This is a genomic window from Nannocystis sp. RBIL2 (genome assembly GCF_026626745.1).
In the GTDB taxonomy this organism is placed as follows: Bacteria; Myxococcota_A; Polyangia; order Nannocystales; family Nannocystaceae; genus Nannocystis.
The window spans coordinates 5138498-5164580 of the sequence record NZ_JAPNJW010000001.1 but is presented as its reverse complement, the minus strand read 5'-3'; the positions used below and the strand labels follow the sequence as shown (position 1 = coordinate 5164580).

Sequence of the window (26083 nt, the reverse complement as noted above, 5' to 3'; positions counted from 1 at the left end):
TCATGTCGCGTGGACAGGGTCGTCCATCGCCGACGGCGCGTAGGCCGTTCACGCGAGCGGACGCGCGGTCAGGGGCGCGAGATGTCCAGCGTCTGCATCAAGTTGTAGATGTGCGCGCGCGTGAGCGCGAGCCGGCGCGCGGCCTCGGCGACGTTCCAATTGCTGTCCTCGAGCGCGCTGCGGACCAGCTGGGTCTGGAAGCGGCGCAGCGCCTCGCGGTAGTTGAGCGGGCCTGCGCTTTCGTACCTGTCCTCACGGTCAGGGAACAAGTGGCGCGTCTCGACCTCGCGCGCGTCCTCGCCGACGGCGCGGATGACCGCGGCCTCGACTGCGTTGGCGAGCTCGCGGATGTTGCCCGGCCAGCTCGCGGCCTGGGCGGTGGCGAGTGTCCATTGGGACAGGCGCAGCGGCGGCAGGCGGTGGCGCACGCACGCGCGGACGCAGAAGTGCTGGGCGAGCTCGGGGATGTCGTCGCGCCGCTCGGCCAGCGAGGGCACGCGGATCGGGACCACGTGGAGGCGGTAGTACAGGTCCTCGCGGAACTCGCGGCGGGCGACGCGGGCCTTGAGGTCGCAGTTGGTGGCGGCGATCACCCGCACGTCGGCGGCGCGCGGGCGGCTGGCGCCGAGCGGGTAGTACTCGCGCGATTGCAGCAGCTGCAGCAGCTTGGCCTGCGCGGGCAGCGAGAGCTCGGCGATCTCGTCGAACAGGAGGGTGCCGCCGCGGGCGGCGAACACCTTGCCCTCGACCGCCTTGACCGCGGTCGAGTGGGCGCCCGGGGCCGCGCCGAACAGCTCGCTCTCGACGAGGTTGTCGGGCAGGTTGGCGCAACTGAGCTCGACGAAGTTGCCGGCGGCGGCCCGCGGGCTCGAGGCGTGCATCACGCGGGCGACGTGGGTCTTGCCGGTGCCCGAGGGTCCGGTGAGCAGGACCGAGACGTCGAGGGGAGCCAGCAGCGAGAGCTGGCGCAGCAGCTCGATCATCGGCGGCGAGCGGCCGATCAGGTCGTCGGCGCGGAGCGAGCTGCGGGAGCGGAGCGTCGGGTCGCGCTTCTCGCCCGGCGAGAACGAGGGCCCTATCTCCCCGTGAGCCTCGGGATGCGCGCTGTCCATACCATCATAGTAGACGCGGAAGGATGGCGGCCGCAGGGCCGGCCCGCGTGAGGACATGTCCTTCGGGACATTATGAAGCGCACCTCATGCGCGGGTCTAGGTGATCGTTCGCGGGAGCGCGCGCGTCACTTCGCCGGACCGGCGAGCCAAGCGTCCCGCAGTTCGCGGACACCAGGTTCTGGTGTCGACGAGGCGGCGAAGCGGAACGCCTTGCGCGGGTCGTCGGCGATGGTGACTCGTCGCTGCAGCAGGCGACCGCCGCGGAAGAGGGCGACTTCGACCGACTGCCCGGGAGCGTGGTCCATCAGGCGTTCGGTGGCCTCCTCGCCGGTGCGGGTGCGGCGAGCCGCGACCGCGACGACCTCGTCTCCGGGCAGGAGGCCGGCGAGCTCTGCCGGCGAGCCCGGAGCGACGCTGCGGATCGCGTTGTCGGTGAACACGATTCCGGTCCAGCCCTGTTTGCGGCGAGCTGCCAGCGGAGAGGACTCACCTGCCGACGGCGCGCGAATCTCGACGTCGAGGCCCATTCGCGCCAGCTGCGCGGGAAGCGGAAGCTCGTCGGTGCCCTCGATGTAGCGGCGGAAGAAGTCGCGCACGTCGCTGCCCGCCTCGGCCGACGCGGCGGCGACGATGTCGTCGAACGTGATGCCCTTGCCGCGCGCGCCGTGGCTGGCCATCAGCCGGCGGAACACGCCGAGCAGCGAGCCCTTGCCGCGCGAGCGCAGCCGCAGCTCGAGGTCGAGGCACACGCCGGCGAGGTGGCCCTTCTCGTAGTAGCTGATGGTGGTGGTGAAGTGGCCGGGCGACGGCTTGTACTGCTTGACCCACGCCTCGACGCTGGCCTGCGTCAGCGGCACGTGGTTGCGCCCGGGCTTTTGCAAGTAGGCGGTCCACGCGGTCGCCAGCTCGCGCAGGAACTCGTCGGGGCTGGTGGCCCCGGCGCGCACGAGGATCTGGTTCTCGACGGTCTCGGTGAAGCCCTCGTGGAACCACAGCAGCTGGCTGTAATCCTCGCGCGCATAGTCGTATGGCACGAGCGCCGCGTCGCGCAGGCGCTTGGCGTTCCACAGGTGGAAGAACTCGTGGCTGGCGAGGTGGAGCGCGCGGCGGTAGCCGCCTTCATCTTGGAACATGTCCCGAGGGACACGCATGAGCGTGCTGTCGGCGTGCTCGAGCCCGCCGTCGCCCTTCTCGTCGGCCAGCATCAGGAACACGTAGCGCGAGGTCGGCAGGCCGCCCATCGCCTCGGCGAAGGCGTGGACCACGGGCCTCAGCTCGCGGGCCAGCCGCTCGGTGTCGGCGTTGCTGCCGCCCGGGGCCGAGAACACCAGCTCGACGCGCGTGCCGCCCTCGTCCCACGCGTGGACCACCGGGGTGCCGAGCTCGAGCGGCGAGTCGACCAGGACGTCGTACGAGGACGCGCGCAAGGTGCCGGGGCTCGGCTGCGGCAAGGCGCCGTGGACGGTCCAGTTCGCGGGCAGGCCGGTGAAGCGCAGCTCGGCCGGGCGCGCGGTCTCGCCGACGAGGTAGAGGAACAGGCCGGTGCCGTTGAGGGTCGCGTGGCTGTCGTCGACCACGCTGGTGCGCACCCCCGGCTCGTCGGCCCACACCCGGTAGCGGGCGCGGAAGCTCTTTCCGCCATGTCCGATGCGCCATGTCTGTTTGTCCAGGCGCTCGACCGGCAGCGACACCCCGGCGAGGTCGGTGACCTCGATGCCGTCGAGGTTGCGGGCGAAGTCGCGGACCAGGTAGGAGCCGGGGATCCACGCCGGCAGGGCGACGTCGCTGCGGCGGCCGCGGGGGCGCTCGACTGTCATGACGACCTCGAGCCAGCGCGACTCGGGGGCGGCCAGCGCCACCTCGTACTGGACCAGCTGCTTGCGCTCGCGCGCCGACCAGTCGGCGGGCGCAGGCGCCGGGGCGGCGACGGCCGTCGCACACGCGCCGCCGAGCGCGAGGGCGAGGAGGAGCGGCGAGAATCGCATGCGCGGCGAGTGTACCGGCGAGGCGAGGTCGGCGCGCTCCGATGTCACGCGAGCGCGACGCGGCCGGGACCGGCGGGGCGCGCGTTCCGCTATCCTGGCCGCGCATGACCTCGCCGCCGCGCCCGCCTCGCCCGCGACCCCGCACCGCCCCGACGCGCCGCGAATTCCTGTGGCAGGTGGTCGCTGCGGCCTCGGCGAGCGCCTGCGGCGGGGTCTCCGGGGGCACCGACGGGTCCGGCGAGGTCAGCAGCTCTGGCACGACCGGCACCTCGACCGAGGCGACGCCGACGACGACCGACGCGCCGACCACGACCACCGGGACCACCGGCGAGCCGACGCTGCCGGGGCCGCCGTTCACTCTCGGGGTGGCTTCGGGAGATCCGCTCGCCGACCGCGTGATCCTCTGGACCCGCCTCGCGCCCGATCCGCTCGCCGGCGGGGGGATGCCCGAGACCGCGATCGCGGTCGCGTGGGAGGTCGCGACCGACGAGGCCTTCGCCGACGTCGTCGCCAGCGGCGAGGCGCTCGCCGAGCCGGCGTTCGCCCACTCGGTGCACGTCGACGCCACGGGGCTACAGGCCGACAGCTGGTACTTCTACCGCTTTCACGTCGGCGACTACACCAGCCCGGTCGGCCGCACGCGCACGCTGCCGGCCCCGGACAGCGCGCCCGAGCGGCTGCGCCTGGCCTCGGCGAGCTGCCAGCGCTTCACCACCGGTTACTACACCGCCTACGCCCACGTCGCCGCCGAGGAGCTCGACCTGGTGCTGTTCCTCGGTGACTACATCTACGAAAACGGCGACAGCGGACCGGTCCGCTCGCACATGAGCGAGGAGTGCCGCACCCTGCTCGACTACCGCGACCGCTACGCGCTGTACCGCGGCGACGCGCAGCTGCAGGCGGCGCATCACCGGTTCCCGTGGGCGGTGATCTGGGACGACCACGAGGTCGACAACAACTACGTGGCCGACATCTCGGCGGTCGACGACCCCGAGTTCCTGGCCCGCAGGACAGCCGCGTACCAGGCCTTCTACGAGCACATGCCGATCCGCGTCGGGCCGCCGACGCCGGAGGGGCTGGCGATCTACCGCAAGTTCTCGTGGGGCGACCTGGCCGAGGTGTTTCTGTTGGACACCCGCCAGTACCGCACCGACCAGCTGTGCATGGACGAGCCGGGCGAGGACTGCGGCGAGCTCGAGACCGAGGACGGCGACATGCTCGGCCCGGAGCAGGAGGCGTGGCTGACCGAAGGGCTCTCGGCGTCGCCGGCGATCTGGAAGCTGATCGCCCAGCAGATCGTGTTCTCAAAGGTCGACTTCAGCGGGCTGCTGATCAACTGGGACCAGTGGGACGGCTATCCGAAGGCGCGCCAGCGCATGCTCGACTTCCTGGCCGGCGAGCAGCTCGACAACGTGGTGATCCTCGCGGGCGACCTGCACGTCGGCGGCATGGGCGACCTCAACGCGGTCGCGGGCGACACCAACACGCCGGTGGTGGCGGTCGAGATCGTCACGACCTCGATCACTTCGAGCTCGGAGACCGACGTGCCGCCCGAGACCATCGAGCAGTTGGTCAGCACGATCCCGCAGATCAAGTACTTCAATGCCCACTCGCGCGGCTACGTGACGGTCGACCTGTCGCGCACCGAGCTGCGGGCGCGCTTCCGGATCGTCGACACCATCGAGGCCGAGACCGCCGCGATCGAGACCGAGGCCGAGCTGACCGTGCTCGCCGGGGTGGCGGGGATTCAGGTGCCCTGAAGGGCATGTCCCGAAGAACATGCCCTGGAGGGCATGTCCTCAGGAGAAGGTGACGAGCTCGGTGGTGGCGCCGAGGCCGTGCAGCAGCTCGCGGTAGTAGGCGGCGGTGGCGGCGGCGAGGCCGGGCAGCTGGCTGGTGCCCCAGACGATCGACAGGGTGCGGCGGGTGCCGGGGTGGGTCTTGGTGCGCTGCGAGTCCTTGACCGGGCCGGCGCACGGGCCCTCGGCGTCCAGCAGCGAGACCAGGCCGCCGATGTCGATGACCTGGCCGCTGGCGTTGAACACGTAGCTGGTGCCCATGGCGGGCACGCCGAGGGAATAAGGAGGGACCGCGCGGTCGGTGTCGACGACGCTGATCGGCAGGCCGCTGTGGAGCGAGGCGACGTTGCAGGCGTCGACCGCGGCGTTGATGCTGCCGAGGCTGCCGTCACCGGCCGCCTTGAGCAGGTACTCCGAGGCGGGCTTGCTGCGCCCGGTCGGCTTGAAGCCGGCCTTGCGCAGCAGATCTCGCACGGCGGCGCGGACGCGGTCGTCGGGGCGAGGCAGGGGCGTGGCTGTCTCGAGGGACAGGCCCGCAGTCAGCGCCGCCGACGTCGGGAGCTCACCGAGCTCGCGGCCGAAGTCGGTCACGAACGCGACGAAGTCGGCGAGGCCCAGCAGAGGTTGCAGCGAAGGGTCGGTCTGCATGCAGCGGGCGGGAGTATACGCGGTCCGGGCGCCGTGGTACCGTGGCCCTGATGTCCGATCGGGCTGGCATTACCCGTCGCGGGCTCTTCCGCGGCATCGGCACCGCGGGCCTGCTCGCCGGCTGCAAGCCGAGCGAGCGCCCGCCCACCACCACAGAGGAGCACGGCGACGCGGCCGGGCCCGGCGCCGGCGAGGCCGCGCTCGGGCCGGGTCCGGCGCCGCTGGCCTTCACGCTCAACGGCGAGGCCAAGACCGTCGAGGTCGCGCCGCACGTCACCTTGCTGGCGGCGCTGCGCGAGCAGCTGCGCTTCACCGGCACCAAGGTCGTGTGCGACCGCGGGGCCTGCGGGGCCTGCACGGTGTTGATCGACGGCGTGGCGCGCAACAGCTGCATGACTCTGGCGCACGACGTCGCCGGCGCGGCGGTGACGACGGTCGAGGGCCTGGCGCCCGGCGGCAAGCTGTCGGTGCTGCAGCAGGCGTTCATCCGCCACGACGCGCTGCAGTGCGGGTTCTGCACCTCGGGCATGTTGATGTCGTGCCAGGGGCTGCTCGAGCGGACGCGCGGGCAGAAGCTGGGGCGCGAGGACGTCGAGGCCGCGATCGCCGGCAACCTGTGCCGTTGCGGCACTTACCCCAACGTGGTGGCGGCGGTGCTCGACGCCGCCGGAGGGAGCGCGTAGCCGTGCCGGACGATCAGAGGGTCACGCTCAAGGTCGGGTTCGCCGAGCAGCTGCGCGACATCGAGGTCCAGCTGCCGGCCGGCGAGCCGAAGCCGTGGGACGCGCGCAGCGAGCTCAAGGTGGTCGGCAAGCCGCACCCGCGCGTCGAGGCGCCGCTCAAGGTCTCGGGCGCGGCGAAGTACACCCACGACATCGTGCCGCCGAACGCGTTGTGGGCGGCGGTGCTGCGCAGCCCGCACCCGTGCGCGGTGGTCGAGTCGATCGACGTCGCGCCGGCCCAGTCGCAGCCGGGCGTGTCGGCAGTGCTGGCGCTGGTGAAGCCCGGCGAGCGGGTGATCTTCGCCGGCCAGGACATCGCCGCGGTGGCCGCGAAGACGCCGGAGCAGGCCGAGGCGGCGCTGCGGGCGATCGCCGTCGGCTACAAGACGGAGCCGTTCGTGGTCGACACCGCGGCGGCGATGCAGGACGGCGCGCCGCTGGTCCACCGCGGCAAGGTCACCGAGCGCAGCACCGAGGGCGACGAGCCGGGCGCGGGCGGCAGCGCGGGCCAGCGCGGAAACATCCGCACCTCGCCGTCGATGAAGAAGGGCGACGCGCACAAGGGCCTGCGCATGGCCAAGGTCTCGCACGAGGCGACGTACACCACGCAGGTGCATACGCACTCGGCGCTCGAGACTCACAGCATCGTCGTGCAGTGGGACGGGCCCAAGGCGGCCACGGTGTGGTGCTCGACGCAGGGCATCTTCAGCGTGCGCGACGAGTTCGCCGAGGTGTTCGAGCTCAAGCCGGCCGACGTGCACGTGCACACCGACTTCCTCGGCGGCGGCTTCGGGGCCAAGTTCGGCGCCTCGGCCCCGGGCTCGCGCATGGGCTTCATCGCCGGCGAGCTGGCGCGCCAGGCCGGCGCGCCGGTGCGGCTGCTGCTCGACCGCAAGGAGGAGCACCTGTGCACCGGCAACCGCCCCGACTCGCGCCAGCACGTGAAGCTCGGGGCCAGCGTCGACGGCAAGCTGACCGCGATCCACGTGGTCGCCCACGGGTCGGCGGGCATCGGCACCGGCGCGGGGGTCGGGCGCAACGCGTTCGGCATCTACTCGCGCTGCCCGAACGTCCTGGTCGAGAGCCACGACGTGTTCACCCACGCCGGGCCCGGCACTGCCATGCGCGCGCCCGGGCACCCGCAGGGGGCGTTCGCGCTCGAGCTGGCGATCGACGAGCTGGCCAAGAAGCTGAAGCTCGATCCGCTCGACCTGCGCCTGTCGCACGACGAGCACCCGGTGCGTCGCCACCAGTTCGAGCTCGGCCGCAAGCAGTTCGGCTGGGACGCCGGACGCAAGCAGGCGGCGGCGCTGCGCGACAAGCAGGCCCGGGTGCGCCGCGGCTTCGGCGTGGCTGCGTCGATCTGGGGCGACTTCGGCCGCGGCAAGGCGGTCGTCGCCACGGTCAGCGTCCTGCGCGACGGCAGCGTCGAGGTCAAGAACGGCCTGCAGGACATCGGCGGCGGCATCACCACGGTGGTCGCGCAGGTGGTCGCCGAGGTGCTGCAGCGCCCGGTCGAGGCCGTCCGCGTGCGCCTCGGCGACAGCGAACTCGGGCCGTCGGTCGGCAGCGGCGGCAGCGTGACCACGGCCAGCGTGACGCCGGCGGTGCGCGCGGCGGCCGAGGGGGTCAAGACCCAGCTGACGGCGCTGGCGGCCAAGCAGCTCGGGCGCAAGCCGGAGGAAGTGACCTGGTCCGAAGGCCAGGCGCGCGCCGGCAGCAAGTCGATCGCGTGGGCCGAGCTGTGCAAGAAGATCGAGGGCGAGGCGGTGGTCGCCACCGGCACCCGGCCCGAGACGTACGGCGCCTACCCGGTCAAATTCATGGGCGGCAACAGCTACCAGATCGCCGGGGTCCAGTTCGCCGAGGTGCGCGTCGACACCTGGACCGGCGTGGTCGCGGTCGAGCGGGTGCTGGCGGTCCACGACTGCGGCAAGGTGATGAACCCGCTGACCGCCCGCTCGCAGGTGCAGGGCGGGGTGATCCTCGGCACCAGCTACGCGCTGACCGAGCAGCGCGTGATGGACCGCGTGCGCGGGGTGATGCTGAACCCCAACCTCGAGACCTACAAGATCGCCGGCGCGCGCGACGTGCCGCGCTCGATCGACGTGGTGTTCACGCCGGTCGACACCGGCGCCAACAACACCGGGGCGATCGGCATCGGCGAGCCGTCGACGATCCCCACCGCCGCGGCGATCGCCTGCGCCGTCCACGACGCGCTCGGCGTGGCCGTCCGCGACCTCCCGCTCACCCCCGACCGCGTGCTCGCGGCGCTCGGCGCGGTGCCGACCCGCGGGGCCGGCTGAGGCCGACCTCCGAGGTTACCTTCGGGACATGTCCTCTCAAACATGACGGAAAGACCATGCAACCGTTCGTGCTGAGCCGCCCCAAGACCCTGGCCGAGGCCGCCGAGCTGGCGAGCGCGAGCCCGCAGGACAGCGCGCTGCGAGCCGGCGGGATCGACCTCATCGACCGCATGAAGGAGGGCCTCGAGGCGCCGGCCCGGCTGGTCGAGCTGCGCTGGCTGGGCGAGGCGGACCGCGAGGTCCTGCGCGCGCTCGGGCCCGGGGACGAGCGCGTGCAGATCGGCGCCCTGGTGACGCTGGCGCAGCTGGCGGCGCACGAGGGCTTCGGCGAGGCCCACGCGGCGCTGCGCGAGGCGGCCGGCTCGGCGGCGACGCCGACGATCCGCAACGCCGCGACGCTCGGCGGCAACCTGCTGCAGCGGCCGCGCTGCTGGTACTTCCGCCACGCCGATCTGGTGTGCCTGAAGAAGGGCGGCACTGCCTGCCTGGCAGTGGCGGGGGAGAACAAGTTCCACGCGATCCTCGGCGGCGGGCCGAGCTTCATCGTCCACCCGTCGACTCTGGCGTGCGCGCTGACGGCCCTCGACGCGCAGGTGGAGATCCGCGGGCCCTCGCCGCGCACGCTGCCGATCGCCGAGCTGTTCGTGACGCCGAAGCAGGATTCGAAGCGCGAGCACGCGCTGCAGCCGGGCGAGGTGCTGGTGCGGGCGATCCTGCCGAAGCCGGGGCCGGAGCAGCGCTCCGGCTACGCGGCGGTCAAGGAGAAGCAGTCGCACGACTGGCCGCTGGCGGAGGCCGCGGTGAGGATGTCCCTTCGGTCAGGTGCGATGACCGACGTGCGCGTGGCCCTCGGCCACGTGGCGCCGATCCCCTGGCGCAGCCGCGAGGCCGAGGCCGTGCTCGAGGGCAAGCCGCCGAGCGAGGCGCTGTTCGCCGAGGCGGCCAAGGCGGCCCTCGGCGGGGCGAAGCCGCTGCGCGACAACGCCTATAAAATTCCGCTGGCCCAGGGGCTGCTCCGCGAGGTGCTGCACCGCGTCGCCGGCGTGCCGCTCCCGGAGTGAGAGAAAGCGAGCCCGCCATGCCGACCTTTCTGCGCGTCGTCGACCCCGACCAGCCAGTCTGCCGCCACCTGCGGACCAAGGCGATGCACGTGTACGGGCGCGACACGCCCGACGCGTTCAGCACCAGCCGCTCGAGCAATTATCACTGCCTGCGCACGCAGTTCGTGACCGGCCCCGACGGCGACCTCAGCGTGCCCGAGAGCTGCGCCGAAGGGCGCGAGTGCTTCGAGCGGCGCTGAGCGCATCGCGGCGCGTCGGCGGCCTGCATTAAACTGCTCGAAGAGACAGGTCGCGCCGCGGCTCGTCAAAACTCGGCGTTGGCGATAATGATCAGCAGCAGCAGCTCGGCGCCCGCCAGCAGCGTGCCGAGCAGCGCGAGGGCCATGCCCGGGCGCGAGGGGCCGCTCAGGTGGCGCCAGCTCGCCGCCAGGCCCATGGGCAGCGCCAGCGGGACGCACAGCAGGCTGAGCTCGAGCAGCGACGAGGCGATATCGGCGGCGAGGCCGGTGCCGCGGACGAAGTCATCCAGAAGGAACCGCAGGCCGAGCGCGAGCAGCGGAATCACCGCGAGCACTGCCGACGCGGTGGACAGGCGCGAGCGCTCGGCGGGCGGTGACGGTTCGGCGGGCATGGGACGATGACAGCACATCGGCGGCCGCGCGGCCATCAGGAGGCGTCGCCGCTGCGGCCCTCGTAAGTAGCGATCCGATCCTCCAGGACGCGCTCCATCGCCGCGAACGCGCCGGCGGCGTCGCCCTGGCGCCGGCGCACTGCCGCGAGGGTGAGCTTGAGGCCAGAGTCGTCGATCAGGCCGGAACGCTGGTAGTGCGGCCCGAGAGCCGCGAGGCCGTCGTCGACGAGGTCGAGGGCGCGCGCGAGGTCGCCGCTTCCGGCGGCGGCGCGAGCCTCGGCCAGCGACTCGACGGCGATCCGCATGGGCGAACGGGAGTCCACTCCCTCAGTATGACGGTCCGCGGGCGCTCCGGTAGATTGACCCGCGTGACCGAGATCGCCTGCTTCCACGTCGACGCCTTCACCGACCGCCGCTTCGCCGGCAATCCAGCCGCGGTGTGCCCTCTGCGGGCGTGGCTGCCCGACGCGACGATGCAGCAGATCGCGGCCGAGAACGCGCTGCCGGAGACGGCTTTCTACGTGCCGCGCCCCGGCACGGACGACTTCGACCTGCGCTGGTTCACCCCCGAGGTCGAGGTCGATCTCTGCGGACATGCCACCCTCGCCGCCGCCTTCGTCCACTCGCGCCTGCGCGCCGGCGCGCCGACCCGCCTGCGCTTCTGGACCCTGTCCGGTCCGCTCGAGGTCGCCCGCGACGGCGAGGACTTCACGCTCGACTTCCCGGCGCGGCCGCCTGTCCCACAGGACATGTCCGAAGAGGTGATCGCGGCGCTCGGCCGGCGGCCGCTCGAGCTGCTGGCGTCGCGCGACCTGGTGGCGGTGTTCGCCAGCGCGGCGGAGGTGCGGGCGCTGCGGCCCGACATGGCGGCGCTGAGCCGCTTGGCCGGGGTGTTCGCGGTGATCGCCACTGCCCCGGGCGGTGAACCCGACGCGGACGTGGACTTCGTGTCACGCTTCTTCGCGCCGGTGCAGGGGATCCCCGAAGACCCGGTGACCGGCTCGGCCCACTGCACTCTGACGCCGCTGTGGAGCGAACGCCTGGGCAAGTCGCAGCTCCGCGCCCGCCAGGTGTCCCGCCGCGGCGGCGAGCTGCGGTGCGAAATGGCGGGGGAGCGGGTGCTCATCACCGGCCGCGCGGTGCTGGTCAAGTCGGGGACATTTTATCTGGGGGATGAGGCTGTTCTAAAGGACATGGCGATGTAGACATGTCCGAAAGAGCAGAAGACAGCAAGCTCATGAGCCTGTCTCGAGGGACAGGCGCTCGGCGAGGCGGCGCCACAGCGGGCGCGGGGCGATGAAGCTCAGGCCGGAGAATTGTGGGTCGCCGGGTTCGATGACGATCCACGCGCCGGACTCGAGCTGGGCGATGTCGAGGGACAGCAGCGGGGCGTCGAGGCGGGCGGCGGCGTGGCGGGCCAGGGCCAGGACCTCGGCCTCCTCGGCGGGCGACAGCGCCACGAATTCGTGGAAGTACGGCCAGTAGTAGCCGTGGGCGATCGGCACGTCGGTGGCGGCGACGCGGTGATGGCGGAGGGGAGCGAGCGTCCGCACGATCGCCCGGCCGCGGGAGTGAAACGAGCTGCGCAGCACTGCGGCCACGCGCTCGCGCAGCTCGGGGATCGTCGTAGCGACGCAGTGGCGCCAGCCGAGGTGCTTGCGCGAGAGGACGGCGCCCTTGACGAAGGCGGGCAGGCCGACGACCGCGGCGGCGGCCTCGACATCAGAGAGATCGGTGACGACGACGCTGGTCGGGGTGAGCCCCTCGAGCCGCGGATAGGCGCGGTCGAACTCCATCACCTGCAGGTGCGCGTCGGGGTCGTTGACGAGGTCGACGCCGCGGGCGCGCAGGGCGGCATACACGGCGCGATAGGTGGCAGGTTCGGGGATCGTGCCGATCCACACGGCTGGTTCGCGGACGGGGCGCATCGCCAGGGCGGCGATCGGGCTCAGCAGATCGCCGCGGTGGTCGGCGTCGGGCGGCAGATGCAACGAATTGAAGCCGGCGGCTATCGCGGCGCGCGTGGAGGCGACGATGTCATCGCCGTCTTCGGGCGGCGGGTCCGGCGCCTGCGTCAACAGCAGCACGGATGAAAACTATCAGCGCGGACGGCGAAGCGCGCAGTTCCTCTTCGGGAGACCGAGCGGCCGCGGCTCCATGACGAGAGATGCTCGGCGTGCGCGACCTCGTCATCCGAGTCGGCCCCTCGTGCCGCTAAAGTGGGGCGTGTCGACCCTGGTCCATTCGCTCGTGGCTCTCCGCGGCTGTCCTCTCCCGGGCCTCGTGATCGTCGGCGACGACGGCGCGAAGCGGATCCGCAGCTTCGGCGAGCTGGTGGTGGCGGTCGAGGGCTTCGCGGCGCGCCTGGTGTCGCGGGGGATCCGTCGCGGCGAGCGAGTGGCGATCGCGGCACCTGACCCGGAGTACATGGTCGTTGCGACACTCGGGCGCTGCGCGCCGGGGTGGTGCCGGTGGTGCTCCCCGATCCGTCCGGCCGCTCGGCGGAGGTTTGGCGCGTCGAGGTGACGGAGGTGATGCGCGCGAGCGAGGCGCAGCGGGTGATCCGTCCGTCGTCGCGCGGATCGCTGCCGCCGCTCGGCGAGGTGCGCGAGCAGTTGATCGACGACCTCGGCGAGCATCCGCTGGGTCCGGTGTTCCTGGCGAACGCGGCACTTTTTAAAGGGGACGATGTGGCGCTGCTGGTCTGTACGACGGATCGCACCGGGACCGGGCAGGTCACCAGCTACACGCACGCAGCTCTGGTGGCCGCGGCAGACGCAGCGCTGGCGCAGACGCGGTCGCCCGAGGCCGGTGACAAGGTGCTGGCGTGTGCCGGTCTCGACCGCTGCTTGATCGCGGCAGTGCTGGCGCCGCTGCGTCGCCGGGTGCCGTTCGTGATCCCCAAACCTCCAGTACGCGATGCGGTCCGCTGGCGACAACTGATCGACGAGCTCGGTGTGACCGTGGCGATCGCGGACTCGGCGCTGGCGATGATCGAGGAGCAGACCGAGCCGTCGCGCGTGCGAGTGCTCGGGACCGGCGGCGAGAAAGTGCAAGCAGCGGCGGCCGAGTCGGCAGTCGCGGATCAGGCTCAGGAAAAGCTTATGGGACGTCATGAACAGATCGTGGCGAGCACTGCATCGAGCGAGGGGGCGACGGCCCTCGGCGGACCGGGCGGGCGTAGCGAGCAGGACATGAGCGTAGCGACGAGCGAGGCGACGCCGGCGCTCGCTGGGCCTCGCGGACAGGATGCAAACAGCGGCGCGTCGGCGAGCGAGGGGGCGGGGCAGCTCCGCGTGACGAAGGCGCCGATCCTGGCCCAGATCACGGTCCGCGAGGGCGCGACGGTGCTCGGCGGGTCGAGCGGGCGAGACGTGTTGTCGCTCGTGGCCGCGGCCTTGCGCCCGCAGGACGTGGCGGGTGAGTCGCTCGAGCGAGCGTCGAGGATCGGCGGGTCTTCTGGCCGTAAGGACATGTCCTACCCGACATTTTCTTCGGCGGTCGAGGTGGGGAACGCGGCGCCTCGCGTCGAGGTCGCGCTCGCGGCGAACGACGACGCGATCGTGGTGCAGGGCTGCAGCTACGACCCGCAGCCGATCGAGCGCGAGGCGGCGCGGGTGCCGGGGATCTGCGCGGGCCAGGTGATCGCGCTGACGCGCCCGGGCAAGCTCAGCGACGAGCTCGTGGTGGTGGCTGAGGGCCGACCGGTCGACCGGGTGGTGTTGAACACGATGGCCGCCACCCTGCGCCGGCGGATCCAGGCGGCCCTCGGGCTGCAGGTCGCCGCGCTGGTCCAGGTGCCCGTGGGCGCCCTGCCGCGGACCGTCGGCGGCGAGCTGCAGCGGGCGGCCGCGCGGGCGCTGTACGCCAGCCAGCCGGGTGCTTGACTGGACGTCGCGCTCGCGCAGGCGGGCGACCGGACGGACCGACCGGCGAGCGCTCCTATATGGTTTAAAGAACATGCCCTGAAGGGCATGTCCTCAAAACCAGCCGAACTCGAGCATCACGGTGCCCACGGGTCCGCCGAGGTTGGCCGGGGCGGTCCAGGTGCGGGCGGCGACGAAGCGGTAGCCGAGGGCGAGGTGCAGGCGGACGATGGGGGCGAGGACGACGCGGAGGCCGGCTCGCGGCTCGCCGACGAAGAAGGCGGTCTTGTCGGCGCAGCGGCCGTTCTCGGGGTTCTGCACGCAACCGCCGCCGCCGCCGAGCAGGCCGCCGAGTGTGCCGGCGACTCGCTTGCCGCGGACGTAGGCGACGTCGACCACTAGGCCGCCGTAGTTGATGTTGATCCGGGTGGCCGCGCCGCGGGCGAACGGGCCGGCCTCGACGGGGTTGAGCAGCCATTGCAGCGAGGCGCCGATCGTGAGCCGCTGCAGGATGTTGATGCCGCCCTCGAGGCCGACGAAGGCCGCGAACGCGCCGTTCAGGCCGGACAGGCGCAGGGCAGGGCCGCCGTAGCCGCTGACCTTCGGCCGCGGATCGGGTCCCCACCAGCGCGGGCGCGTGGGGGGCGAGGATCCTGCGGGAGGCGGTGAGGAGGTGGTAGGGGCGGTCGACGCGGGGGATGGCGACGTCGCGGGCTGGGGTTCGGCGGCGTCGACGGGTGACGGCTGGGGTTCGGCGACGACGGCGGGCGACGAGGTCGTGGGCTCGGCGGGTGGTGACGAGGTCGCAGGCGTGACGTCGGTGGTCGCGTCGGGTGAGGTCGCGGGTGACGAGGTCGCCGGTGTCGAGGTCGTGGGCACGACCTCGGTGATCGCATCGGGTGAGGTCGCCGCGGGCGCGGAGGAAAAGGTCGAAGTCGCGGCCGCGGGCGGAGGTGTCGAGATCGCCGGTGATGAGGTCGCGGGCGTGGAGAGAAATGTCGAAGTCGCGGACGCGGGCGTCGCCGATGAGACGATCACGGGTGCGGACGGAGGTGTCGCGTGGGCGTCGACGGGTGACGAGGTCGCGCTCCACTCGGGGGCTGCGGCCGCGAGTCCGAGCGCGAGGAGGGGGGCGTACACGCGCGCGATGATACCCGGTTCGCGCTTGCACGCGGCCGGCGAGGGTGGGAGCCTGGGCCGCATGCGTACACTCGGGGCAGCGGTGGTCTGCGGGCTCGTGGCGCTGGTCGCGGGTCCGGCGTTCGCCGGTGAGTTGGCGGACGCGAGCCCGCCGCCGCCGCAGCCGATCTTCGGCGGCGAAGAGGCGGGCGAGTGCGACTTCCCGAGCGCGGTGGCGATGCTCGACGCCAGCACCGACGGGTTCTTCTGCACCGGCTCGCTGGTCGATCCGAGCGTCGTCGTGTTCGCGGCCCACTGCATGGACCCGGGACTTTCGTGGGCCGTGCCGGGCAGCGTGATGTTCGGCGAGGACGTCGCGGCGCCGGTGCGCAAGGTGGCGGTGACCGAGTGCGCCACGCATCCGCAGTGGGACTCCGGCGCGATGGTCAACGACCTCGCGTTCTGCAAGCTCGCGCAGCCGGTGCACGAGGTGCCGCGGGTGCCGCTCATCATGGGCTGCGAGGTCGACCCGCTGCTGAACTCGCAGGTCACGATCGTCGGCTTCGGCGCGACCAATGCCGTCCTCGATCCCGAGGGCAACCCGCTGCCCACCGGCGGCGGTCGCAAGCGGTTCACCACGCAGTCGGTCATCGAGGTCTCGCTCGCCGCCAACGACATCGTGATGGTGGGGCCCGAGCACGGCGGGTGCTTCGGCGACTCCGGCGGGCCGGCTTACTTGCGCATGGGCGACGGCACGTGGCGGTTGCTCGGCGCGGCCTCGACGTTGCACCTCGGCGATGAGTTCCCGGAGCCCGGCGAAGAAGTGTGCGGGTTCGGCACGGTGTACGAGATGTTCTGGCCGCACATGCAGTGGCTCGAGGAGGCCGCGGGCGTCGACCTGTCGCCGTGCTTCGACACGGCCGGCAACTGGACACCCACGGCCGAGTGCGGCGGCTTCCCCGGCGACTTGATGGATCCGCAGAGCACGTGGGGCGACGGCTGCTCGACCGCGCAGAGCGGGGGCTGGAGCGCCATCTGCGGCGAGCCGTTCGGTCAGGGGCCGTTCCCGGGGCCGGAGCCGGAGCCGGAGCCTGAGCCTGAACCCGAGCCGGAGCCGGAACCGCCGCCTCCCGAGCCGGAACCGCCGCCGCCGGAGCCTGAGCCTGAACCCGAGCCGCAGCCGCAGCCGCAGCCGCAGCCGCAGCCCGAGCCGCCGGGGCCGATCGACCCGACCGGCGACACCGGCGAGGAGGACAGCGGCGACGAGGCAAGCGCCGGGGCCGACGGCGGCGAGCTGGCCGAGCGCGGTTGCTCCTGCACTTCGGGACAGTCTGTCTCTTGGGACAGCTCGTGGCTACTCGGCGGCCTGCTGCTGCTGGCGCGCCGGCGGCGAGGACGATGACGCGGCGTTCGCTCCCATGGCTGCGTGGCCTCGGCGTGCTGGTCGGGGCGCTGGCGGCGATCGCCGCGGCCCCGCCGATGACGCCGGAGGACGCGCAGATCCTCGCCGACGGGGTCGCGGTCGCGCAGGCCGGAGATCCCGCGCGCGCGCCGGCGTGCGCGGAGCAGCTCGAGCAGCTGGCGCAGCGGCTCGGTGACCGTCACGAGCGAGCCGCGGAGGCGCTCGAGTACGCGGCGCGCTGTCACGAGGCCGCCGGGCAGTACGACGCGATGGTGGCGACGCGCGAGCGGCTGGTCGAGAAGTTCCCGACGCTGCCGGCGACCCGCGTCGCGCTGCTGGCCCTCGTGCGCCACCTGCGGGCGACCCTGTCGTTCGAGCGGGCGGCGGCGGCGATGGAGCGGTTCGCCGAGCGCTACCCCGGCGAGGCCGAGGCGAGCGAGCTGCTGCAGGAGGCGGGGCTGCTCCGCGCGCAGCTCGGCCAGGACCAGCGGGCGCTGGCGCTGTTCGAAAAGGTCGAGAAGATCTACGGCACCAAGGACCCGCAGCGCAGCGCGATCGTCCACTGGGCTCGCGTCGACCTGCTCCCGAAGACATTGCCCGACGACCAGGCGCGGCAGAAGCACGCGATCGAGTACCTGGTGCGCCACGGCAGCAAGGGCGGGCCGGCCCGGCGGATCCTCGCCGAGGTGACCGTCGCGGCGATCGAGTGGCGGCGCGCGTGCAAGCAGAAGGGCGGGCCGATGGACCTGTGCGTCACGTCGAAGCCGGCGGCGATGGATTCGCCGAAGCGCGGCAAGCCGCCGACTGTGACGTGCGCAGGGCCGGCGGCGCAGGTCGTGACCGTGTACCCGCGCGATCGTCAGCTCGCCGATTCGGCGCAGCGACGCCTGCGGCAGGTGATCGAGCTCGGCCAGGCGCTGCCGCCGGTCGAGGACCCGTGGCTGCGCATGAAGGTCACCGAGGCGCTCGACGAGGCGGAGATCATCGTGGCCGACCGCGAGCTCGAGGCGGCGCTCGCGGTGCGGGCCCCGACCGACCTGAACTTCCGCGTCGAGGACTACCTGCAGTACTCGGCGAAGGCCAGCGATCGCAAGAAGTACGCCGAGCAGAAGCGCAAGAGCGAGGATTCGCAGCGGCGCTTCCTCGACTACTGGACGAAGATCCGCGAGCAATCCAACGACGTGACCCGCCGCTACGAGAAGATCGCGGCGCGCAAGGGCAGCGCGCGCGGGGCGTTCGCGTCGGCGGCCCGGGTCGCCGTGCTGGTCCAGGCGCAGGTCGACACGCTGCTGGCCGCCGAGGTGCCGGACGGCCTCGGCTCCGACGAGGCGATCAAGGCCTACTGCGGGGCGCTGCGCGACTACACGACGCCGGTCGAGGCCTCGGCGACTCAGGCGCTGGAGTTCTGCTGGGACCGCGCGGCCGCGTTCGCCTACACCGACGCCTCCGTGGAGTTCTGCGGCGCCGAGCTGCAGCGCCGGCTGCCCCGCGCCCACCCGCCGCAGCGCGAGCTGTTCGGCTGGGTGGCGCCGCCGCCGATCGAGCCGGTCTCGGCGCCGGTGCAGGTCGAGCCGCCGCTCACGGAGGAGTGATTTTAAAAAGCCACCGAGTCGAGAGGTTACCTGCTCTCGAAGAGCATGTATGTCGAACAGGATGCTATGTCCCTTCGGACATAAATAAAGCGACAGGCCCGAGAGCCTGTCGCAGTTGGTCGGTCGATCGGGGGGTCTTCGAAAAATTCAGGCGGCACATTCGCCGCGGCCGATGGCCACGTCGAAGGTGCGCTCCTGGCCGAGGTCGAAGATGTCGTCGTCGCGCAGGTTGGTGAACTGGCTGTCGAGGAGGGCGTCGCCGAGGGCCTCGACGACTTCCTCCTTGGTGACGCGGCGGAAGAAGGTGCGCGCGTCCTCGCCGTCCTCGCGCTCGTCGCGGTAGAGGTCGAGCAGGCGCAGGAGGGCCTCGCCGGCCCGGCGGGCGGGGATCTTGACGATGTGCCGGCCGAACTGGACGCCGTCGGCGTCGAAGCCGCCGCCGAGGTGGAGCTGGTACTCGGGGACCTGCTTGCCCTCGCCGACGTGGCGCACGGTGCCGTGGAAGCCGATCGCGGCCACGTGGTGCTGGCCGCACGAGTTGGGGCAGCCGGAGATCTTGATGTCGGCGGAGCGCGCGAGCTCGACGCTGTCGGCCGACTTGCCCGCGTTCTTGAGGAAGCGGGTGAGGTGCTTGGCCAGGCTCATGCTGTGCGTGACCGCGAGGTTGCAGCTGTCGGCGCCGGGGCAGCTGACGACGTCGTGGATCGTGTTGGAGCCGAGGTCGGCGAGGCCGATCTGCTGCAGCGCGGTGAACAGGTGCGGCAGGTACTCGGTGCGGACCCACCGGACGATCAGGTTCTGGCGGTTGCCGGCGCGCAGGGTGCCGTCGGTGAAGGTTTCGGCGAGCTCGGCGAGCTGGTCGAACTGGTCGGCCGAGATGTCGCCGCGGTCGAGCTTGATCGTCACCGCGGCGAAGCCCGCCTGCTTCTGCGGGTCGACGGTGCGCAGCCACTCCTTGTACTGCGGGTCGTCGTCGGCCGCGCGCGGGCCGGCCAGGGCGCGTTCGTTCCACGCCGGAGCCGTCTCCTCGGGCGGCAGCTCGATGGGCCGCTGCAGCGTGCCGGCGGCGACCAGCAGGGCCACCTCCTCCTCGTACGCCGCCACGAAGCCGGCCTCGCCCAGCGTCTTCATGACGTACTTGAGGCGGGCGCGGGCGCGGTTCTTGCGGTTGCCGTGCTTGTCGAACACACGGATGATCGCCTCGGTGCGCGCCAGCATCTCGTCGGCCGGGATGAAGTCGTGCAGGCGATAGGCCGGGCGCGGGCTGGTCGACAGGCCGCCGGCGACGAACACCTCGAAGCCGCGCACGCCGTCGCGGGTCTTGGCGCGGAAGCCGACGTCGTTGATCGCCGTCTGCGCGTGGTCCTCGTGGGTGCAGCCCTCGAAGGCCATCTTGAACTTGCGCGGCAGGTTGTTGGCCCACTCCTCGCGCAGGCACATGCGCACGAGCGCGTGCATGTACGGGGTGATGTCGTACGCCTCGGTGCCGCTGACGCCGGCGTAGGGGCAGCCGGTGACGTTGCGGACGGTGTTGCCGCAGGCCTCGCGGGTGGTCGCGCCGGTGAGGTCGAAGCGGCCCATCACCTCCGGCATGTCGGCCAGCTTGACGAAGTGGAACTGGATGTTCTGCCGCGTGGTGATGTGGCCCTTGTGGTACTGCGTGTACTCGCGGGCCACGCCGGCCGCGGTGCGCAGCTGGGCCGCGCTCATGATGCCGCCGGGGAACTTGACCCGCAGCATGTTCACGTCCATCTGCCGCTGGCCGTACACCCCGCGCTTCAAGCGGAAGGTGCGAAAGTCCTCCGACGAGATCTCGCCGCGCTCGAACCGCTCGAGGACCGAGACGAACTCCTCGACGTCCGCGGGGCTCGAGAAGTGGGTGTCATAACGTGCTTCTTGGGACATGTGCGGCCGCTCCGACAACTTCGCTAGACTGAAGCGTTGTTCAGGATATGGGACGAAGGCGTCCAGTTCAACGAAAAACCTTCAGGGTATTTTACACACCACATGTCGCAAAATAGAGCACGGAGGGCGCCACATGTCGGCGGACGGCGGCCGATCTGCGCCTGCCTAATGCGACATGAGCGAAAGACCAGGTGAGGCCGTACAGCCGTCCGCGGCGCAGCGGACCAGCCATCCGGCGGTGGCCCCGTGGAGGTAGACCCACCCGGCGGCGAACAGGAAGGCGACCCCGAGGAGGACGCGGATCTGGTTCCAATAGCGCGCCGGACGGCCGAGCGGCAGGGTGACGCCGATCATCGGCGGGACTGCGACGAGCGGGTGGACGGCGACGGCTGCGGCGGCGGCGCCGAGGACCAAAAGGCCGCGGGCGAGCGCGAGGGTGCGCGGCACCCCGAGCGCGACGGCGGTCGTGCGCACGCCGGTGTCGCGGTCGGCGTCGTGGTCGCGGATGACCTGGATCGTCTCGAACACGGCCGAGTCGAGCGCGAGCAGGCCGGCCAGCACCCACCCGAGCACGTGCGTCGGCGGGAACGCGATGGTCAGCATCGCCGCGCCCCACACCATCATCGCGGTGATGTCGGCCCCGGCGACGTGCTTGAGCCGCGCCGAGTAGAGCCAGCACACGCCGCCGCCGACGACCAGCGGGACCAGCAGGCCGAGGTCCCACACGCCGGCGAGGACGAGCATCGCTCCGACGAGGCCGACTTGGGCCCCGACTGCGGCGCCGCGGTGGTCGCGGAGGTAACGCGTGTTGGCGTCGTCGCGCTCGGGCGAGCGCAGGTCGGTCGGCAGGTCGAGGAAGTCGTTGTTGAGGTAGACGAGCAGGTTGAGCAGGAAGGCGAAGCCGAGCCGCACCGCGACGTCTGCCGGCGACAGCCGCAGGGCGAGCATGATGAGCAGCGCGCCGCCCATGTTGGCCATCTCGAGCCGCTGCAGCCGGTAGACCGCGACGTTGAAGAGGATCCGCAGGGCCGCGATCATCGCCGGGCCTCCCCGTAGGCGTTGACGATCTCGAGGTCGGCCGGGTGCGGCGCGGGCACGCGGATGAAGCCGACGTGGTCGAGGTCGTCGATCTTCTCGCGGCGGAGCTCACAACCTGGCTCACAGACCAGGTACTCCATCCAGTGGAAGCGCAGCACCAGGTCGATGTTCGGGTCGCTGCCGGTGACGCTGATCCGGTTGGGCGCGGCGACCACCTTGCCGCCGCCTTGCTGGATCAGGTGCGGCTCGATCGTGGTGCGGAAGATCCGGTGGTGGCCGACCTTGCCGGCCGGAACGATCAGGTCGGGCTTGGTGTTCCACCAGGTCGCGTTGCTGGTGACGATCACCCAGCGCACCGCGTAGGTCTCGAAGTACGTGCGCAGCTGGTCGTCGCCGGCGACCCCGAACTTGTGGCGCCGGTAGAGGTTGGCCATGCTGTGCTCGAGGTTGCGGAAGCGGAAGCCGCCGATGATCTGGGCGTCGGTCTGCCAGTGCAGCCGCTCGCCCACGGCTGGCTCTTCGACCAGGAAGCGGCTCTGGCCGTCGTCGACCTCGCGGACCCACTTCGTCACCTCGCCGTGCTCCGGCCGCGACGGGAACAGCCGGTAGTCCGGGTGCGCAGGGTAGCCGCTGGCGGCCAGCAGGACCTTCTCGCCGCTGTAGAGCGGGGCGACCTCGGGCAGGTGCGCGGGGGTGAAGTAGAGGACGTCGCGCACGAGCATCTGCCCGGCCGGCAAGGCGAGGACGACCAGCAGGGCGCGCGCGGGCGGGGCGAGCGAGCGCCACAGCTCGCGCAGGCGCACCGACTCGAGCGCGGCGGCGGCGGGGATGACCGCGAGGAAGGCGAGCGGGAGGACGTGGCGGTACGGCTGGATCTGTCTGAAGAGCCAGATGTAGCCGGAGGCGTAGGCGAGCAGCACCATCGCCACCACCGCGACGACGAACGGCAGGGTGCGAGGGTCGCGGGCCCGTCGCCAGCGCCACAGGCCGACCAGCGCGCCGCCGAGGACGAGGAAGCGGAAGCCGGTGCGCGTGCCGAGGAGGCCGGAGGTGGCGGTGTCGAGGACGAGGCCGAGGTAGTCGGCGAGCAGCCACTGCGGGCCCGACTGACCGAAGAAGCCGGAGTCGAGGATGTAGTGCCAGAACTGGACGGCGACCGCGAGCCACCAGGTGTTGAGCACCAGAGTGAAGACGACCATCGCCAGGACGGCGAAGTGGCCGCGCGCGCCGAGGCGGCGGAGCTCGCGGAGGTACAGCACGAGCATCGGCGCGACCAGGACGACGAAGGTGTAGGGGTGGACGAGGTGGGCGACGCCGAGCGCGAGGCCGGCGGCGAGGCCCTGCCACGGCTTGCGCTGGCGGGTCCAGCGGTAGAAGAGCGCCAGCGGCAGCAGCGAGAGGTAGCCGCACAGGGCGTAGGCGACCATGCCGATCCACCAGCACCAGTGCGAGAACGAGTCGAAGAACCACAGCGCCGAGGCGAGCGCGGCGGCCCACAGGGCGGCGCGACGCGACAGGTCGAACAGCCGCGCCGAGGCGTAGACGACCGGCAGGACGCCGAGGTGCGCGGCCGCGGCGAACAGGTTGAAGGCGAGCCCGGCCGGAACGCCGAGATGGCTCAAGAGCCAGGTCCAGACCTCCCAGCCCTTGTTGTCGGCGTCGAAGATGACGCCGTGCAAGTAGCCGGCGAGCAGCCGCGGGTCGTACAGCCAGCTGTGACCCCAGCCGTCCATGGCCTCCATGAAGCGCCAGGTCTGGCCGACGTGGGTCTCGAAGTCGACGCCGGTGATCGGGGTGTCGGTCCACCAGACGTCCAGCGGGACGAAGTAGAAGAACCACGCCAGGTGAAACGCGACGATGAGCAGCGCGGCGAGGACGAGCCGCACGGGCCGCTCCGGCGCGGACGACCCAGGTGGCTCGGGCCCGGTCGGGCGCGCGGCAGGGTCGTCGACAGCGGGCATGTGGGCGCGGATGATACGAGAAAACAAACTGGTCCGGCGCGTCAACGAGCGAAGCGCCGCCGGTCGCGTGCCGGCCGCCGGCCGCCCGGGCCCGGCCCGGTGATCAGTCGCGGACCGTGGACCCGCGGCGCGCACAGGTGGATCTCGCAAAGCCCCGGTGGTCGCCGACCTCGACCCGATCCCGAGTCGATCGCGTCGGCGTCGATCGACGCGGCCGAACGAATCGGCGGTGATGCGGACTCGGTCGCGAGGTCCGCGCCCGCAGCGAGTCCGTGGTGCGGCAGATCTGCGGCGGCCGGGACGTCGATCGCGGCGGCGCGGCCGTCCTTCGCGTTCCAGCGGCCCCGCGGGGCCGCTCGCGCGGGTTCGCGCACTCGACACGGGGACGCGATCCGCGGTACCGGGCTTGGGTGAGCGCTGCCCGCCCCCGCAGGTTCGTCGCCGTCGCCGGCAACATCGGCGTCGGCAAGTCGACGCTCGTCACGTTCCTGGCGCGGCAGTTCCGACTCACGCCGCACTTCGAGCCGAACGAGCAGAACCCGTACCTGGTCGACTTCTATTCGGACATGCCGCGGTGGGCGTTCCACTCGCAGGTGTTCTTTCTCGCCAAGAAATTTCGCATCCATCAGGAGCTCATCCGGGCGACGCAGCCGGTGATCGGCGACCGCACGATCTACGAGGACGCGGAGATCTTCGCGGAGAACCTGTACCGCCGCAAACAGATGACGCGGCGCGACTATCAGACCTACCGCGAGCTGTACGAGGCGATCGTGCAGCAGCTGCCGCCGCCCGACCTGATGATTTATTTGAAATGTTCGATGCGGACGCTGCGCAAGCGGATCGCGCTGCGCGGGCGGCCGGAGGAGCAGGCGATCCCGACCAGCTACCTGCGGCGGCTGCAGGAGCTCTACGACGCGTGGTTCTCGCGCTACGACCTGTCGGAGACGGTGACGATCGAGACCGACAAGCTCGACTATCTTCACGATCTGGTCGACCGCATCGACCTGTTCGATCGCATCGAGAAGATCTTGAAATTGCGGCGCGACCCGGACGCTGCGCTCGCGGAGTGATCGGCGGAAATTAAAAAAGAACCGGGCGGAGCCGCGAGGGCGCCGCCCGGTCGGGCGAGGCTGTCTTTCAGGTCAGCCGGGCTGGAGGATGAACGGGTAGGTCACGATCGCGGCGCCGCCCGAGGCCGGCTTGGGGAACGACCAGCGCTTGACCGCCTGGGCGATGCAGGACCCGACTGCGCGGTCCTTGAGGTCGGTCTCGCCGACGACGGCCGAGGTGACCTTGCCGGTGCCGCCGATGGTGAACTGGACGGCGACGCGGCCCTTGAGGTTGGCGTCCTTGGCCAGCCCCTGGTTGTAGCAGTAGCGCACCTCGTTGATGTGAGCCCGCACGACGCGGCGGATGAGGTCCTTGTCGAGCCCGCCGACGACCTCGGCCTTGGTGGCGAGGACCTGCGGGGAGCGGGTCTTGCGGGTTTCGAAGCCCGCCGAGCGGCGGAGCAGCCCACCCTCCCCGTCGCCGGGGCGGTTGTGGCCGATGAGGCCGACCGAGGTCAGACCCACCGTGCCCTCGCCGGTGCCGCCGCCGGAGCGACCGGTGCCGACGAGGCCGAGGCCGCCGAAGCCGTTGGACTCGGCGATGTCCTTGCCGACGAGCTGGCCCCACACGTCGTCGCTGTCGTTGCCGACGGCGAAGGTGTCGCCGAAGGGCGAGGCCATGAAGTGACCCGAGTCGGCCTTCATCAGGCCGAGGACGCCGGTGTTGCGCGCGTCCATGTCCGGGTCGAAGTTGCGGGCCAGCTTGGGGATCGCGGACGCGTTGCCCTTGATGGCGTAGCGGCCGCTGACCTGCTTGCTCTCCTTCTTGCCGGCCTTGCCCTCGTCGCCGACGTGGCGCTCGCCCGCGGCGCCGCCGGGCTCGTCGGCCTGCTCCTCGTCGGTCGGGATGGCCTCGTCCTTCTGCTCGTTCGGCTGCGCGAGGTAGCCGACGAAGCGGCTGTCCGCGAGCTCCTCCTGGAGGGCCAGCGCGCCGGCCTCGTTCGGGATCATCTGCGTGAGCAGGATGAGGCTGCCGATCGCGGCCGCCGACAGGCCGTTGTGGAACCAGAACGGCTTGTCGATCTCGCTCTTGCGAGCGATCACGCGGCCGGGCGCGACCGAGTGGATGAAGAAGGTGAGGCCCTGCCAGCAGATCCGGGCCTTCGCGCCGGCGGCCAGCGGGTAGCTGTAGACGCCGGCCTCGACCTGGCGCGCGAGACCGTTGCGGATCAGCTCCTCGAGGGTCACGTGCGTGTCGCCGATCCGCACCTCACCGGCCATGTCGGCGGTGAACTGCAGGTTGTGGTCGCGCTCGCCCTGGACGATCGGGAGCTCGCGGCGGCCGGGGACGGCGACGTGGAAGGCCGCGTCGTGGCCCTCGCCGAGGGTGTAGGCGGTGCGGGCCCGGTCCTGCATGCGCATCGCCGCGACCCCGAACGGGATCAGGCCGAGCATCGCCAGGCCGAAGCCGAGGCCGCCGAGGCCGGTGCCGGGGGCCTTCGGGGCCGGGGCGCTGACCTCCGCCGCGGCCTTGACGGCCTCGGCGTGGCCGTCCCAGTCCTGGGCGGCGTCGTGGCCGAAGAGGGCGAGGCCGCCGAGCACCAGGGCGCCGCCGGCCGCGAGCCACTTGGGCGCGCTGCGCCGGCCGTCGCGGACCTGGCCGAGGTGCTGCACGTCGAGGACGGTGTCGTTGTACATGGCCACGACCTCGGCGACTCGGCCGCCGTCCTGCACCTCGGACTCGTTGTGGAGGGAGCTGACTTCGATTCGATGGTTGCGGGTCGTCATGGCGTCACTGACTTTCATACAATCGTGTGATGACTGAAGGGACATGTTCTTTGGGTACTGTCTCGACGAGCAGGCTCTTCGCGCCGCGCGGGGGTCCGT

Annotated in this window: 22 protein-coding genes; 11 read left to right on the top strand and 11 right to left on the bottom strand. The window is 71.7% G+C overall.

Going from position 1 to position 26083, the window contains the following annotated elements:
* Window positions 1-68: 68 nt before the first annotated feature.
* Entirely contained in the window at window positions 69-1112 is a 1044-nt protein-coding gene (locus OV090_RS20490; protein ID WP_267705581.1) for a sigma-54 dependent transcriptional regulator, read from the bottom strand.
* Window positions 1113-1237: 125 nt separating this feature from the next.
* Entirely contained in the window at window positions 1238-3097 is a 1860-nt protein-coding gene (locus OV090_RS20485; RefSeq protein ID WP_267705579.1) for a PDZ domain-containing protein, read from the bottom strand.
* A 104-nt stretch (window positions 3098-3201) separates the two neighbouring features.
* Between OV090_RS20485 and OV090_RS20480 the strand changes: the two genes are divergently transcribed.
* Complete coding sequence (locus tag OV090_RS20480) at window positions 3202-4857, top strand: alkaline phosphatase D family protein (RefSeq protein ID WP_267705577.1); 1656 nt, start codon at window positions 3202-3204, stop codon at window positions 4855-4857.
* 39 nt (window positions 4858-4896) lie between these two features.
* Here the strand turns inward: OV090_RS20480 and OV090_RS20475 are convergent, their stop codons facing one another.
* Window positions 4897-5544: a hypothetical protein gene (locus OV090_RS20475; RefSeq protein ID WP_267705574.1), complete on the bottom strand. Its 648-nt coding sequence runs from the start codon at window positions 5542-5544 to the stop codon at window positions 4897-4899.
* Between the two features lie 50 nt (window positions 5545-5594).
* Here OV090_RS20475 and OV090_RS20470 point away from each other — a divergent pair, with 50 nt between their 5' ends.
* From OV090_RS20470 to OV090_RS20455, 4 genes are read left to right on the top strand one after another with little or no spacing between them, the layout of a single operon-like run.
* Window positions 5595-6227 (top strand): (2Fe-2S)-binding protein, encoded by a 633-nt coding sequence (locus OV090_RS20470; protein ID WP_267705572.1) that lies wholly within the window; start codon window positions 5595-5597, stop codon window positions 6225-6227.
* A gap of 2 nt (window positions 6228-6229) precedes the next feature.
* Window positions 6230-8572 carry a xanthine dehydrogenase family protein molybdopterin-binding subunit gene (locus OV090_RS20465; protein WP_267705570.1) on the top strand — a complete coding sequence of 781 codons (2343 nt, stop codon included), beginning with the start codon at window positions 6230-6232 and terminating at the stop codon, window positions 8570-8572.
* A gap of 56 nt (window positions 8573-8628) precedes the next feature.
* On the top strand, window positions 8629-9633 hold the full coding sequence (locus OV090_RS20460; protein WP_267705568.1) for an FAD binding domain-containing protein: 1005 nt from the start codon (window positions 8629-8631) through the stop codon (window positions 9631-9633).
* Between the two features lie 17 nt (window positions 9634-9650).
* Window positions 9651-9872, top strand: coding sequence for a hypothetical protein (locus OV090_RS20455; protein WP_267705566.1), 222 nt, complete (start codon window positions 9651-9653; stop codon window positions 9870-9872).
* A gap of 65 nt (window positions 9873-9937) precedes the next feature.
* On the opposite strand, the gene OV090_RS20450 is transcribed toward OV090_RS20455, so the two are convergent.
* Both OV090_RS20450 and OV090_RS20445 read right to left on the bottom strand, forming a co-directional pair.
* Entirely contained in the window at window positions 9938-10264 is a 327-nt protein-coding gene (locus OV090_RS20450; RefSeq protein ID WP_267705564.1) for a hypothetical protein, read from the bottom strand.
* Window positions 10265-10299: 35 nt separating this feature from the next.
* On the bottom strand, window positions 10300-10569 hold the full coding sequence (locus tag OV090_RS20445; RefSeq protein ID WP_267705562.1) for a hypothetical protein: 270 nt from the start codon (window positions 10567-10569) through the stop codon (window positions 10300-10302).
* A 63-nt stretch (window positions 10570-10632) separates the two neighbouring features.
* On the opposite strand from OV090_RS20445, the gene OV090_RS20440 reads away from it, so the two are divergent.
* A complete protein-coding gene (locus OV090_RS20440; RefSeq protein WP_267705560.1) occupies window positions 10633-11469 on the top strand; it encodes a PhzF family phenazine biosynthesis protein in 837 nt (278 codons plus the stop codon).
* Window positions 11470-11499: 30 nt separating this feature from the next.
* Here OV090_RS20440 and OV090_RS20435 read toward each other — a convergent pair whose 3' ends face one another.
* On the bottom strand, window positions 11500-12351 hold the full coding sequence (locus OV090_RS20435) for an ATP-grasp domain-containing protein (protein WP_267705557.1): 852 nt from the start codon (window positions 12349-12351) through the stop codon (window positions 11500-11502).
* A 139-nt stretch (window positions 12352-12490) separates the two neighbouring features.
* Here OV090_RS20435 and OV090_RS20430 point away from each other — a divergent pair, with 139 nt between their 5' ends.
* Both OV090_RS20430 and OV090_RS20425 read left to right on the top strand, forming a co-directional pair.
* The gene (locus OV090_RS20430) at window positions 12491-12790 is read left to right on the top strand and encodes a hypothetical protein (protein WP_267705556.1); all 300 of its coding nucleotides are present in this window, start codon (window positions 12491-12493) and stop codon (window positions 12788-12790) included.
* Between the two features lie 5 nt (window positions 12791-12795).
* Window positions 12796-14151 carry a hypothetical protein gene (locus OV090_RS20425; RefSeq protein WP_267705555.1) on the top strand — a complete coding sequence of 452 codons (1356 nt, stop codon included), beginning with the start codon at window positions 12796-12798 and terminating at the stop codon, window positions 14149-14151.
* A 93-nt stretch (window positions 14152-14244) separates the two neighbouring features.
* Here the strand turns inward: OV090_RS20425 and OV090_RS20420 are convergent, their stop codons facing one another.
* Window positions 14245-15009, bottom strand: a complete 765-nt coding sequence (locus OV090_RS20420) for a hypothetical protein (protein ID WP_267705554.1) — start codon at window positions 15007-15009, stop codon at window positions 14245-14247.
* A 322-nt stretch (window positions 15010-15331) separates the two neighbouring features.
* Here OV090_RS20420 and OV090_RS20415 point away from each other — a divergent pair, with 322 nt between their 5' ends.
* Together OV090_RS20415 and OV090_RS20410 are read left to right on the top strand one after the other, a co-directional pair.
* Window positions 15332-16651 (top strand): trypsin-like serine protease, encoded by a 1320-nt coding sequence (locus OV090_RS20415; RefSeq protein ID WP_267705553.1) that lies wholly within the window; start codon window positions 15332-15334, stop codon window positions 16649-16651.
* Window positions 16648-18243: a tetratricopeptide repeat protein gene (locus OV090_RS20410; protein ID WP_267705552.1), complete on the top strand. Its 1596-nt coding sequence runs from the start codon at window positions 16648-16650 to the stop codon at window positions 18241-18243. The genes OV090_RS20415 and OV090_RS20410 overlap by 4 nt, the downstream gene beginning before the upstream one ends.
* A 147-nt stretch (window positions 18244-18390) precedes the next feature.
* On the opposite strand, the gene OV090_RS20405 is transcribed toward OV090_RS20410, so the two are convergent.
* The 3 genes from OV090_RS20405 to OV090_RS20395 form a co-directional block, all read right to left on the bottom strand.
* Complete coding sequence (locus tag OV090_RS20405; protein ID WP_267705551.1) at window positions 18391-20148, bottom strand: nitrite/sulfite reductase; 1758 nt, start codon at window positions 20146-20148, stop codon at window positions 18391-18393.
* 165 nt (window positions 20149-20313) lie between these two features.
* Window positions 20314-21186, bottom strand: a complete 873-nt coding sequence (locus OV090_RS20400; protein WP_267705550.1) for a UbiA family prenyltransferase — start codon at window positions 21184-21186, stop codon at window positions 20314-20316.
* On the bottom strand, window positions 21183-23147 hold the full coding sequence (locus OV090_RS20395; protein WP_267705549.1) for a hypothetical protein: 1965 nt from the start codon (window positions 23145-23147) through the stop codon (window positions 21183-21185). The genes OV090_RS20400 and OV090_RS20395 overlap by 4 nt, the downstream gene beginning before the upstream one ends.
* 410 nt (window positions 23148-23557) lie before the next feature.
* Between OV090_RS20395 and OV090_RS20390 the strand changes: the two genes are divergently transcribed.
* The gene (locus tag OV090_RS20390) at window positions 23558-24217 is read left to right on the top strand and encodes a deoxynucleoside kinase (RefSeq protein ID WP_267705548.1); all 660 of its coding nucleotides are present in this window, start codon (window positions 23558-23560) and stop codon (window positions 24215-24217) included.
* Window positions 24218-24289: 72 nt separating this feature from the next.
* Here the strand turns inward: OV090_RS20390 and OV090_RS20385 are convergent, their stop codons facing one another.
* On the bottom strand, window positions 24290-25984 hold the full coding sequence (locus tag OV090_RS20385) for an AgmX/PglI C-terminal domain-containing protein (RefSeq protein ID WP_267705547.1): 1695 nt from the start codon (window positions 25982-25984) through the stop codon (window positions 24290-24292).
* Between the last annotated feature and the right edge of the window lie 99 nt (window positions 25985-26083).

Excerpts from the sequence above, each read along its gene's own strand:
- OV090_RS20490 (WP_267705581.1), bottom strand. The coding sequence starts at position 1,112 with ATGGACAGCGCGCATCCCGAGGCTCACGGGGAGATAGGGCCCTCGTTC.
- OV090_RS20410 (WP_267705552.1), top strand. The coding sequence starts at position 16,648 with ATGACGCGGCGTTCGCTCCCATGGCTGCGTGGCCTCGGCGTGCTGGTC.
- OV090_RS20400 (WP_267705550.1), bottom strand. The coding sequence starts at position 21,186 with ATGATCGCGGCCCTGCGGATCCTCTTCAACGTCGCGGTCTACCGGCTG.
- OV090_RS20455 (WP_267705566.1), top strand. The coding sequence starts at position 9,651 with ATGCCGACCTTTCTGCGCGTCGTCGACCCCGACCAGCCAGTCTGCCGC.
- OV090_RS20450 (WP_267705564.1), bottom strand. The coding sequence starts at position 10,264 with ATGCCCGCCGAACCGTCACCGCCCGCCGAGCGCTCGCGCCTGTCCACC.
- OV090_RS20415 (WP_267705553.1), top strand. The coding sequence starts at position 15,332 with ATGCGTACACTCGGGGCAGCGGTGGTCTGCGGGCTCGTGGCGCTGGTC.
- OV090_RS20405 (WP_267705551.1), bottom strand. The coding sequence starts at position 20,148 with ATGTCCCAAGAAGCACGTTATGACACCCACTTCTCGAGCCCCGCGGAC.
- OV090_RS20445 (WP_267705562.1), bottom strand. The coding sequence starts at position 10,569 with ATGCGGATCGCCGTCGAGTCGCTGGCCGAGGCTCGCGCCGCCGCCGGA.
- OV090_RS20475 (WP_267705574.1), bottom strand. The coding sequence starts at position 5,544 with ATGCAGACCGACCCTTCGCTGCAACCTCTGCTGGGCCTCGCCGACTTC.
- OV090_RS20385 (WP_267705547.1), bottom strand. The coding sequence starts at position 25,984 with ATGACGACCCGCAACCATCGAATCGAAGTCAGCTCCCTCCACAACGAG.
- OV090_RS20395 (WP_267705549.1), bottom strand. The coding sequence starts at position 23,147 with ATGCCCGCTGTCGACGACCCTGCCGCGCGCCCGACCGGGCCCGAGCCA.
- OV090_RS20470 (WP_267705572.1), top strand. The coding sequence starts at position 5,595 with ATGTCCGATCGGGCTGGCATTACCCGTCGCGGGCTCTTCCGCGGCATC.
- OV090_RS20460 (WP_267705568.1), top strand. The coding sequence starts at position 8,629 with ATGCAACCGTTCGTGCTGAGCCGCCCCAAGACCCTGGCCGAGGCCGCC.
- OV090_RS20485 (WP_267705579.1), bottom strand. The coding sequence starts at position 3,097 with ATGCGATTCTCGCCGCTCCTCCTCGCCCTCGCGCTCGGCGGCGCGTGT.
- OV090_RS20480 (WP_267705577.1), top strand. The coding sequence starts at position 3,202 with ATGACCTCGCCGCCGCGCCCGCCTCGCCCGCGACCCCGCACCGCCCCG.